Here is a 10880-nt window from a genome sequence, read left to right as displayed (position 1 = left end):
ACCTTTGTTAACCTTTGTTACGTTTTTTACCTTATCACGCAGCCTTGCGCGGGCAGCATTTTTAACAGTTAAGCGTTGTAACTTCAACAACCAATCCTTAAAATTCGTAACTTCGTTTCCCGATGAGCAAAAACATTGTAGTTGCAATAGACGGATACTCGTCTTGCGGTAAAAGCACACTGGCCAAAGCGTTAGCAAAAAAACTTCATTTTATTTACGTCGATAGCGGTGCCATGTACCGTGCCGTAGCATTATACTTTTTGCGCAACAATATCAGCTCGACAGATCATGAGCAGATAGAAGAAGCTTTAAAAAACATCCACTTAAACTTTCATTCGCGCGATTACGAAACGCACATTACCCTGAACGATGAAGAGGTTTCTGAAGAGATACGCCTGATGCCGGTATCTGAAAAGGTAAGCGAGGTATCGGCTATAAAAGAGGTGCGCCGCGAAATGGTGAAACAGCAGCAGCGCATGGGCAAATCAAAAAACATTGTAATGGATGGCCGGGACATTGGTACGGCGGTATTCCCGGATGCGCCTGTAAAACTATTTATGACTGCCGACCCAAAAGTACGCGCTGAGCGCCGCTTTAAAGAGATCTCAGCAAAAAACCCGGATGTAACGTTAGAAGAGGTTTTTGAGAACCTGGCCCATCGTGACTATGCAGACACTACCCGTACCGAAAGCCCTTTGGTAAGGGCCGATGATGCCGTTATATTAGATAACACCAACCTTACCCCTGATCAGCAATTGCAGTTCGCTTTAAATAAGGTGGAGCCGCTGTTAAAAGCATAAGCAAATGAAACTTTTACTATTACTGCTTTTCATAAACAAAAATAAACCAGCCGTAGATACGCCTGTTACTAAGCCGCCTTATTTTATCGCTATGCAGTACAAAGGTATGTCTAACTGTATTTACAAGGTTTTTGTAACGGACAGCACCGTTATGGCGGCTAAGGTAAATGGATATATCGGTGTATCATCTCCGTTTAAAATAGGAACAACTGTACCTGCCAATGTGATGCATGATCCGGAAGCCTATATAAACCGTAGCCTTTCCTCTAAATATGACAGTTTGTTAAATGACAATCAGAAGTTTGTAAAGGCAGATAAACAAAATTTCATCATCAGGAAAGAAGACATTAAGCGGGTATATCACAATCCAGAGAAGAAATGGGGAATGGGCTATTATCCACATAACGGGCGGATCGAAATACAAACTACAAAAAAGGTAAAGGGACTTAATAGCGAAACCGAAAGAGAGTTTATACTTATCGGCGACCAGGACCCAAAGACTATTTTAAAGTTATTTGACGTAAAATAAAGAGTATTACTCCTCTACCTTAACCGCACTCACCCCAAACTTATTCAAGAAGTCAACGCCTTCGTCGCTGGCCCAGCCTTTATACTGGGCGTATGATTTATCAAAGTAAACCTGTTTGATGCCGGCAGAGAAGATCAGCCTGGCGCACGGCAGGCATGGTGACAATGTGGTGTACAGCGTTGCCCCCTCCAGGTTAGCGCCGTTTTTTACCGCGTATAGTATAGCGTTTTCTTCGGCATGCAGGGCGAGCGAGCAGCTGCCTTTAGAATCGCGCGGGCAGCCCTGTTCCGGAAACTCCTCGTCGCAGTTATGCGTACCGGATGGGGGGCCGTTATAGCCTATCGAGATGATGCGGGTGTCCTTAGCCAGTACCGCCCCTACCTGCGCCTTAACGCAGTGCGATCGTTTAGCCAGATCGGTAGCCAGGTTCATGAATATATTGTCGAAGGTGGGTTTCATGTTAGTTAATTAAAAGTTAGGGATTAGAGATTAGGTCTTGAAGTTGATAAGCTAATGAAAAAAGGTTAGTCGGATTGCTCCGACTAACCTCTAAACTCTATTCTTTAATCTCTAAATATTAGTGTCCGCCTGATGCTTCCATATTATCCACATCGATCCCTTGTTTCTTCAAGATAGATCCCGCTTTAAAGGCAAAGAACGCTAAATATGCAAACCCGATAACTGGGATAATGTATGATTTATGGATACCGATACCATCGGCAAGGATACCTTGCACCGGTGGTATGATGGACCCACCCAGGATCATCATGATCAAGAACGCTGAACCCTGGCTGGTATATTTACCCAGGCCGGTAACTGATAAGGAGAAAATTGAAGGCCACATAATAGAGCAGCATAAACCGCCGCTGATAAATGCGAACACAGCTATCATACCTGTTGCTACCAAACCAATCAGCATGAATATAGCTCCCAGTATTCCAAAGATGGCTAAAGTGCGTACCGGTTTTTGATTGCCTATTAAAAAGCCTACTACCAATATGGCCACGCAACCCGCGTAAGGGTACATGTTGCTTACATCTGTACCGCTGACGCGGTTAACTACTAACACCACACCAAATGCCACAAAAGGAACTAAAATGGTTAAAAGTAATTTAGTGTTTTTAGCAAGCTGGAAGGCTGCAATACCTCCGGCCCAACGGCCGATCATTAAACTACCCCAGTATAGCGAAATAAACGGGGCCACCTGGTCAGTAGCAAAATTACCGAAGGCTGGCGTCTCCAATAGAGCACCCATATTACTTTGGATGGTAACTTCAACACCAACGTAAGTGAAAATGGCCAGCATACCGTAAACTAACTGTGGGTATTGCATAGCACCCCAACCCGAGCCACCTTTACCGGCGGCCGATGCGGAACCGATTAGTGTAAACAGGATAATTGCCAATGAAGCATAAACAAAATAAGACTTTTCAATACCTGTAGCCTGTGCCAGCGGAGTAGCTGCCAATATTAATAGAAAGGCGATGAATATGATGCCTAAAGGAGCGTTGGCTTTGTTGCTTGGCTCAATCTTCTCGTCGCTGGTAACGCTTGGCAATTTAGATACCCAGAAAAATATAGCTACAGCCACAAAAAGCACAGCAAGGATGATGTACAAGGTGTTGACCGATGCGATCTTTACATCGGATGCAGGAATTTTAGCCGAAGGGGAGCCAAACAACACATAGCTTACAATCAGTGGCCCCATGATGCTGCCAAAGTTATTTACACCACCTGCAAAATTTAAACGGTGCGTACCTGTTTCAGGGCTGCCCAAAGCAACTACGAATGGGTTGGCTGCTGTTTGCTGCAGCGAAAAACCTAAAGCAATAACGAAGAACGTAAACAAAATAAATGCAAACGAACCGGAGTTGATTGCAGGGATCATGATTACTGCGCCAACTGCAGATATAATTAAACCGTAGATGATACCATTTTTATAACCTATTTTATTCAGGATATCTACCTTGCTTGCTGCCGATGCAAAATACAAAGCTAAAGATCCAATGAAGTACCCTCCGTAAAAGGTAAAGTCGATCAATTGCGACTCAAATTGTGTTAAACTGAAATGCGCCTTACAAAAGGGAATAAAGATGCCGTTTGAGGCTGCCAGGAAGCCCCAGAAAAAAAAGACCGTAATGATGGTATAAAGTGCCGAACCATTACTCTTAGTATTGTTTTGTTCCATTATTTAATTGGTTAGTACTAACGGTGTGTTTGAAACACTAAACATATTCATTTTTTGTAACTAAGGCTGCAATTTTTTCAAATTTTAAATCACAAATTACAATGTAGTTGGTTACCATATAAATTTGCATATTAGTGTCCTGATTTTTTAGCGGGATAACAAACAAGGATATAAGCCTTAATTAATGATAGAAGCCATTATTTCGGGAATTGGGTTTGGTTTGGTACTAACGTTCATAACAGGCCCGGTTTTCTTCGCATTAATCAAAACCAGTATCGATAAAGGCTTCCACGCCGGTGTGGCCCTTGCACTTGGCGTAGTGTGCAGCGATATGGTTTTTGTTGGGGCCATCCTGTTTGGTTCGCAGTATTTTGATATCACCCCGCACGATAAAACCATTGCCGGTATTGTAGGTGCCGCCGTTTTATTTGCCATCGGCATTTACTACATCTTTAAAAAAGCTGATGTGGAGTACAAAAACGCTGTACCCAAAAAGGTTAACAAAGCCGGCTATTTCATCAAAGGGTTTGTAATGTGCATTTTTAATCCTACCATCCTCTTTCATTGGACAGTGGTCATCGGCGCCGCCAGTACGGTATATCACGAGGGCGTTCACAACCGGTCGTTAAAGATTGCCATCATGTTTATTACCATTCTTATAGTACAATTCGGGCTGGATACTACAAAGGCTTTCTACGCCAACAAACTCCGCGACCGTATTTCTCCAAAACTGGTACATCGCCTAAACGAGGTGGCAGGTATCGCACTTATTATTGCATCTTTAGTATTGGTAGATCGGTTGGTTACGCATTACGTATTCTCGGCCCCGGCGGCAGGATAAGTATTGTCAGGAAGTCCATACTTAACGGGCAGCACGACTATTGGGGACAGGATCATTCAATAGGGTTACCTGCCCTATTATAACCTAAAGGAGTGGCGCAATCTCAATTACAAACACCTTAACCATCACTTGCAGCAATTGGGGATGTATAGATGTCAAATCCAAACAACTAAACGCCAGAAAATAACAAAGGCGAAGAGTAAACACCCTTCGCCTTTTAGCTTTAATCTGTTAGCTTTAATTACATATATGCCCTTTGGTTTTTACCTTCGCGCCAGTTAACAAAGGCGCGGTTAACCACCTTATTGCCACCCGGAGTTGGGTAATCGCCGCTAAAGTACCAGTCGCCGGTATGGTCCGGACAGGCAATATGCAGGTTATCTAAAGTTTGGTAGATCACCTGTACTTCAGCTTTTATATTTTTCGGTGTTATGATTTTCGCAATACGGTCAGATATTTCCTGATCAGTAAACGGCGCGTAAATAGCCTTCACGTAATTTCTTACATCTTCTTTAGGCAGTTTAAGGCTGTCTTTACACTGTTGATAAACATCCTCAATGATACTTTCCTTACCCTGCTCTTTTAACAGGCTGACAGCCGCCTCGAAAGCCACAAACTCGCCCATGCGGGACATATCTATACCATAACAATCCGGATAGCGGATCTGCGGGGCCGATGATACCACTACAACCTTTTTAGGGCCAAGTCGGTCTAAAATTTTCAGAATACTTTGTTTAAGCGTAGTACCTCTCACAATGGAGTCGTCCAGCACCACCAATGTATCTGCGCCGTTCTTGATCAACCCGTAGGTAGTATCGTACACATGGGCAACCATTTCGCTGCGGTCGGCATCCTGGGTAATAAACGTGCGGAGCTTAACATCTTTAATAGCTATTTTCTCTACTCTCGGTGCAAGCGAAAGTACTTCCGTTAGTTCTTCTTCGCTTATCTTATCCTCGCGGTTCAGAAGCCTGTCCCGTTGGTATTTTTTAATGTATTTGTGTATTCCCTCTACCATTCCGTAAAATGCAACCTCAGCGGTGTTCGGGATATAGCTGAATACGGTATTCTTAATATCGTGGTCGATAAAGTCGAGTATTTGCGGGCAAAGCAAACGGCCCAGTTGTTTACGCTCCCTGTAGATAGAAGCATCGCTCCCGCGCGAAAAATAGATCCGTTCAAATGAACAGGCCTTCTTCTCAAGCGGCTCGCTGAACATATCCTCGGTTATTTTACCGTTCTTTTTGACGATAAGCGCATGTCCCGGTCTGATTTCCCGAATTTCATCTATAGGAATATTGAACGCTGTTTGGATGGCCGGACGCTCGGAAGCGGCAACAACAATCTCGTCATTATAATAATAGTACGCCGGGCGTATGCCAACAGGATCACGCATTACAAATGCATCGCCGTGGCCTAATATGCCGGCAATGGTGTAACCGCCATCCCAGTTCTTGGCCGATTTTTTCAGGATTTTGGCAACGTCCATATCGTTAGCAATCAGCTTGCTGATCTCGCGGTTGTCATTCAAACCCTCGCGTTTGTACTGATCAAATAGGCCCTGATTTTCGGTATCAATAAAGTGGCCCATTTTTTCCAGTACCGTAATGGTATCAGCCTGTTCTTTAGGGTGCTGGCCAAGATCATACAACTGCTGCAATAACTCGTCAACATTAGTCATATTGAAGTTACCGGCAATTACCAGGTTACGAGTCATCCAGTTATTCTGTCGTAAAAAAGGGTGACAGCTTTCAATACTGTTTTTGCCATGTGTACCATAACGCAGGTGGCCCAGTAACACTTCGCCGGTAAAGCTAACATGTTCTTTAAGCCATTCGGCGTCAGCCATTTTCTCAGGTGTTTCCTTTTGAATTTCGGCAAACTTTTTCTGGATGTATTCAAAGATATCAGCTACAGCGTTAGATGCCATTGAACGGTGGCGGCTAATGTAGCGCTTGCCGGGTTCAATGTCCAGTTTAATGGTAGCCACACCGGCGCCATCCTGGCCGCGGTTGTGCTGTTTTTCCATTAAAAGGTAAAGCTTGTTTAAACCGTACAGCGCAGTGCCGTACTTTTTCTGATAATAGGATAGTGGCTTTAACAGGCGGATAAATGCCACACCGCATTCATGTTTAATCTGATCGCTCATGATTGGGAATGAGCACGCAAAGGTATGATATTATCTTAAATAGCGTTTAAACATATTGTCATTTAAATGGTAGTTTTTAACACCCCTGATCATCACGTTTTAACAGGTGGCAAGAACTTAAAATAGCTGATTTTTCGTACAAAATTCTTTTTAATCTCTTTAATCCCAGTATCAACCATTAACTTTAACTATGAAAATTGCTTTAGCCTCTCCTATCTTCCCTACATCTATAAGCAACGGGTTACACACTACCGCCAAACTGGTAACAGAGGCGGTAATGCAGGGTGCAGAGATCGTTTGCTTCCCGGAAACGTTTATCCCCGGTTACCCTTTGGCCGACCACCCGGTACCCAAAGCTACGCCCGAAGAGTTACAAAACGCACTGGCAAGGGTTTGCGAAATTGCGAAGGAGCACGCGATTACGATTATAATGCCGATGGATTGGTACGAAGGCGATCAATTCCTGAATGTAGCGCATGTTATTTCGTCTGATGGTAAAGTGCTGGGCTACCAAAGCAAAAACCAGCTGGACCCATCTGAAGATGAGGTTTGGCATGCCGGTACAAAGCGAAATTTATTTGAAGTGAACGGCTTAAAGTTTGGGATTACCATTTGCCATGAAGGTTTTCGCTACCCGGAATCTGTGAGATGGGCTGCACGGAATGGCGCACATGTGGTTTTTCATCCGCATTTAACCGGCAGTGATGTTACAGGTAAACAGCTAACCACCTGGGGCGACCCTGCCAGTCCGTACTATGAAAAGGCGATGATGATGCGCGCAATGGAAAACACGATATATTTTGCCAGCGTAGGTTATGCCATGAAATATCAGGAAGCAACCAGTTCTATCATCGCTCCGGATGGTTCTGTTTTAGCTTATCAGCCGTACGGCGAAGCCGGGGTAATAACAGCTGAAATAGACCCGGACCAAGCCACAGGGAAGCTGGCCAAACGTTTTAAGCCAGAATTGTACTAAATGACCATCCGGGCTTTGATGTAAACTGACAAAGTGTTCACGTTCACGGCCGTGAACACCTGTGAAAAATTGCTAATTGCTCATTATCAACGTAATAGAATAACTGCTATTATTCCTTATGTTATAATTGCATTGCAGCTTGGTTGATCTTACAGTTTCTCGCCGTGCTGGCTGATGTCTAATCCCAGTACTTCATCTTCTTTAGATACTCTTAATGGTGATATCATATCGGTGATCTTAAGCAATAACATCGACCCAAAGAAAGAAAACAATGAAGTTGCCACTAATGCCAGCAACTGGATCAGGAACAAGTGGGTATGGCCGAAGAAAAGCCCATCGCCGGTGGTGTTGCCGGGATTAACATTCTGATTGGCAAATACGCCGGTCAACAGCATACCCACCATACCGCCTACTCCGTGGCAGGGAAACACGTCGAGCGTATCATCAATAGTAGTACGGGTGCGCCACTCCACCACCAGGTTACTCACCACTGCCGATATAATGCCGATTGCCAGTGAGTGCGGTACGCTTACAAAGCCTGCCGCAGGCGTAATTGCCACCAAACCTACTACCGCGCCTATGCAGGTACCCATAGCCGATGGTTTACGGCCGCGCAGCATATCAAAAAAGATCCAGGTTACACCGGCTGCTGCAGATGCGGTTGTACTGGTAGCCAATGCGGTTACTGCTAAATGGTTAGCCCCAAAAGCCGACCCGGCATTAAAACCAAACCAGCCAAACCACAGCAAACCGGTACCAATCATCACATAAGTGATGCGCGCAGGCGAATGGTTGGCTTCATTACGTTTTTTAAGGAACAGTGCCGATGCCAGTGCCGCCCACCCTGCCGACATGTGTACCACCGTACCGCCGGCAAAATCAAGTACACCCAATTTGAATAGTACACCGTCCGGGTGCCAGGTGGCATGGGCCAGCGGGGAGAAAATGAATATCGAAAAAAGGACCAAAAAGATAATGTATGAGTTAAAACGGATGCGCTCTGCAAATGCACCGGTGATCAGCGCGGGTGTAATAATGGCAAATTTAAGCTGGTACATGGCAAACAGCAGCAAAGGTATGGTTGGAGCAAGTTTCCAGCTGGCGTTACCCAGCATCCCCTTCATCATGAAATAGGTTGATGGGTTGCCGATAATACCCCCCAGGCTGTCACCGAATGCAAGGCTAAAACCAAAAATGCCCCACATAACGGTAATGATCACCATACAGACGATACTCTGCAGCATCGTAGAAATAACGTTCTTTTTGTTAACCATTCCACCGTAAAAAAAGGCCAAACCGGGTGTCATGATCAATACCAGGGCGGTCGACATCAGCATCCAGGCAATATCACCGGTATTAAAGTTGGCTTTTACCGACTTATCATATTCTACAGATGGAAAAATGAAAGTAAGAAAGAGTATAACAAGGATGATAAGGAAAGGAAGATAACGTTTCATATAAAATCAATAGCCAATTGGTTAAAAACGGCCTGAATTTATAAATATTTACTCGTAATATTATGAAAATTGAAAATATACTACTAAACAGGTATAGTTAATTATGCGTGCATAGCTTTTCATAGCTATCTCTATCGTTCGAAATGACAGACTTGTCATTCCGAGGGAAGCGTAGCGACGAGGGATCTTCTCGTCAATGCAAAGCGGGTTAGGCATATCTAAGAGGATTTCTCTCTATCGTTCGAAATGACAGACGGGTTGACCCTGTCATCCCGAGGGAAGCGCAGCGACGAGGGATCTCTCGTCAATGCAAAGCGGGTTAACCATATCTATCAGGATTTCTCACTATCGTTCGAAATGACAGACGGGTTGATGATGACCTCCGCGTTGTCATGGTGAGCCTGTCGAACCATCTCATGTAAGGACTGTGGGATTATTTACAAATACCTCATCAGCACATCCGGGAAGATACCAAATGCTACCAGTGCAACAGCGATCACTGCCGATAGGATCACCAGCTTAATTGACCATTTATTTTCACTGATAATCAACTCGCTGCGGCGCAGGAAAAGGTTTAACGGTACTTTAAGATAATAGAATAACGATACTACCGTGGTTACAGCACCGGTTATCAGCAACGCCAGCATCCATACATCATGGCTTTGCTGGTAAATGCCGTATACCGCCGAAAATACAAACACCTTACCCGTAAAACCGGCGCTTACCGGGATACCGGTTAACGAGATAAGCACCACTACGAAACATACTGATGCCAGCGGATATTTAAAGCCAAGGCCCCTGTAATCTTTAACATCTGTAATGCCTTCAGCATTTTCAAAATAATTGGCCAGTGCAAGTGCTGCAGTATTCGCCAGCCCATACATCAACAGATAATAGGTAAGTGCCGAAAGTCCCTGTGGTGTAAATGTAACCAATGCCATTAACGCAAAACCGGTATGGCCGATACCCGAGTAAGCCAAAATACGCTTAACATTGGTTTGCAGCACCGCCGCAAAATTACCTGCTATCAGTGTTAAAATACCGATACCCGAAAGCACTATCCGAAAATCAAAGCCCTTCCAATGGTCGTAAAAAACAAATGGGGTAACAAAATTAACCAGCAGGGCAAAGGCCGCGATTTTGGGCAGCGTAGATAAATAAGCAGTAACGGGAGTAGCAGCGCCTTCGTAAACATCGGGCACCCAAAAATGCATGGGTACAAATGATAATTTAAAGCCGATACCTGCCAACACCAGTACAATAGCGAATGACACGCTCAGGCTATTCACCTGCGCCAACCGCTCTGCCATGTGGCCCGAAAAAAGGTCGAGTGTGCCACCGAATCCATATAGCAGTGAAATGCCGTAAAGCATCACTGCTGACGACGCAGCACCAAATAGAACATATTTAAGGCCGGCCTCGGTACTGAACGCATTCTCAGATTTGTAGGCAACCAGTAAGTACGATGCCAGCGAAACAAATTCTATAGCCAGGTAAATGGATAAAAGATTAACAGCCATCACCATCAAATGTAACCCTAAAACCGACCCAACTACGATGGTATAAAGATCAGACAAGCCTTTTTTATGAGCCGCCAGGCGATGGTCCCAGGCGAAGTACAACAGCAGGATAAAGCTTAACAGATCTATGATCAGTTTAAAAATAATGGCAGTACGGTGCAGCAGAACCATTTTACCGAACAGGAACTGTCCCCCTGAAACAATGAGCTGAAACTGCTCCAGATCTTTAAATAACACAAACAACATACCCGCGCAAGCAACCGTACGGCACAGCTTAGCGGACGTTTTACCAAAAAGCAGGTCGGTGACTAAAACCAAAATAAATAATGCCGTCAGGTAAATCTCCGGCATAAAGAACGGGATACTGCCCAAGGCATTATTTAACTGGTTAGATATTTCGGGGAAAAGGTATTTCATTCG

At 44.5% G+C, this 10880-nt stretch carries 9 protein-coding genes; 4 read left to right on the top strand and 5 right to left on the bottom strand.

Going from position 1 to position 10880, the window contains the following annotated elements; translation table 11 throughout:
* Nucleotides 1-122: 122 nt before the first annotated feature.
* Both cmk and ACE5CV_RS13140 read left to right on the top strand, forming a co-directional pair.
* Nucleotides 123-800 (top strand): (d)CMP kinase, encoded by a 678-nt coding sequence (cmk, locus tag ACE5CV_RS13145; RefSeq protein ID WP_374950639.1) that lies wholly within the window; start codon nucleotides 123-125, stop codon nucleotides 798-800.
* Between the two features lie 4 nt (nucleotides 801-804).
* Nucleotides 805-1329: a hypothetical protein gene (locus tag ACE5CV_RS13140; RefSeq protein ID WP_374950638.1), complete on the top strand. Its 525-nt coding sequence runs from the start codon at nucleotides 805-807 to the stop codon at nucleotides 1327-1329.
* Nucleotides 1330-1335: 6 nt separating this feature from the next.
* Here the strand turns inward: ACE5CV_RS13140 and ACE5CV_RS13135 are convergent, their stop codons facing one another.
* Nucleotides 1336-1788 (bottom strand): cytidine/deoxycytidylate deaminase family protein, encoded by a 453-nt coding sequence (locus ACE5CV_RS13135; RefSeq protein ID WP_374950637.1) that lies wholly within the window; start codon nucleotides 1786-1788, stop codon nucleotides 1336-1338.
* Between the two features lie 118 nt (nucleotides 1789-1906).
* Nucleotides 1907-3517 carry an MFS transporter gene (locus ACE5CV_RS13130; RefSeq protein ID WP_374950636.1) on the bottom strand — a complete coding sequence of 537 codons (1611 nt, stop codon included), beginning with the start codon at nucleotides 3515-3517 and terminating at the stop codon, nucleotides 1907-1909.
* Between the two features lie 184 nt (nucleotides 3518-3701).
* Between ACE5CV_RS13130 and ACE5CV_RS13125 the strand changes: the two genes are divergently transcribed.
* Nucleotides 3702-4358, top strand: coding sequence for a LysE family translocator (locus ACE5CV_RS13125; protein ID WP_374950635.1), 657 nt, complete (start codon nucleotides 3702-3704; stop codon nucleotides 4356-4358).
* A 241-nt stretch (nucleotides 4359-4599) separates the two neighbouring features.
* Here the strand turns inward: ACE5CV_RS13125 and ACE5CV_RS13120 are convergent, their stop codons facing one another.
* The gene (locus ACE5CV_RS13120) at nucleotides 4600-6507 is read right to left on the bottom strand and encodes an amidophosphoribosyltransferase (protein WP_374950634.1); all 1908 of its coding nucleotides are present in this window, start codon (nucleotides 6505-6507) and stop codon (nucleotides 4600-4602) included.
* Between the two features lie 190 nt (nucleotides 6508-6697).
* Between ACE5CV_RS13120 and ACE5CV_RS13115 the strand changes: the two genes are divergently transcribed.
* A complete protein-coding gene (locus ACE5CV_RS13115) occupies nucleotides 6698-7483 on the top strand; it encodes a carbon-nitrogen hydrolase family protein (RefSeq protein ID WP_374950633.1) in 786 nt (261 codons plus the stop codon).
* Between the two features lie 149 nt (nucleotides 7484-7632).
* Here the strand turns inward: ACE5CV_RS13115 and ACE5CV_RS13110 are convergent, their stop codons facing one another.
* Together ACE5CV_RS13110 and ACE5CV_RS13105 are read right to left on the bottom strand one after the other, a co-directional pair.
* Nucleotides 7633-8940: an ammonium transporter gene (locus tag ACE5CV_RS13110; protein WP_374950632.1), complete on the bottom strand. Its 1308-nt coding sequence runs from the start codon at nucleotides 8938-8940 to the stop codon at nucleotides 7633-7635.
* Between the two features lie 437 nt (nucleotides 8941-9377).
* Nucleotides 9378-10877 carry an NADH-quinone oxidoreductase subunit N gene (locus tag ACE5CV_RS13105; protein WP_374950631.1) on the bottom strand — a complete coding sequence of 500 codons (1500 nt, stop codon included), beginning with the start codon at nucleotides 10875-10877 and terminating at the stop codon, nucleotides 9378-9380.
* Nucleotides 10878-10880: the final 3 nt, after the last annotated feature.

This window comes from Mucilaginibacter sp. (genome assembly GCF_964263795.1).
In the GTDB taxonomy this organism is placed as follows: Bacteria; Bacteroidota; Bacteroidia; order Sphingobacteriales; family Sphingobacteriaceae; genus Mucilaginibacter.
The sequence above is the reverse complement of the archived record's forward strand: the minus strand, read 5'-3'. Positions and strand labels throughout refer to the sequence as shown.

What these genes read in the sequence shown, in the direction of transcription:
- cmk (WP_374950639.1), top strand. Translation starts at nt 123, where the DNA reads ATGAGCAAAAACATTGTAGTTGCAATAGACGGATACTCGTCTTGCGGT.
- ACE5CV_RS13140 (WP_374950638.1), top strand. Translation starts at nt 805, where the DNA reads ATGAAACTTTTACTATTACTGCTTTTCATAAACAAAAATAAACCAGCC.
- ACE5CV_RS13135 (WP_374950637.1), bottom strand. Translation starts at nt 1,788, where the DNA reads ATGAAACCCACCTTCGACAATATATTCATGAACCTGGCTACCGATCTG.
- ACE5CV_RS13130 (WP_374950636.1), bottom strand. Translation starts at nt 3,517, where the DNA reads ATGGAACAAAACAATACTAAGAGTAATGGTTCGGCACTTTATACCATC.
- ACE5CV_RS13125 (WP_374950635.1), top strand. Translation starts at nt 3,702, where the DNA reads ATGATAGAAGCCATTATTTCGGGAATTGGGTTTGGTTTGGTACTAACG.
- ACE5CV_RS13120 (WP_374950634.1), bottom strand. Translation starts at nt 6,507, where the DNA reads ATGAGCGATCAGATTAAACATGAATGCGGTGTGGCATTTATCCGCCTG.
- ACE5CV_RS13115 (WP_374950633.1), top strand. Translation starts at nt 6,698, where the DNA reads ATGAAAATTGCTTTAGCCTCTCCTATCTTCCCTACATCTATAAGCAAC.
- ACE5CV_RS13110 (WP_374950632.1), bottom strand. Translation starts at nt 8,940, where the DNA reads ATGAAACGTTATCTTCCTTTCCTTATCATCCTTGTTATACTCTTTCTT.
- ACE5CV_RS13105 (WP_374950631.1), bottom strand. Translation starts at nt 10,877, where the DNA reads ATGAAATACCTTTTCCCCGAAATATCTAACCAGTTAAATAATGCCTTG.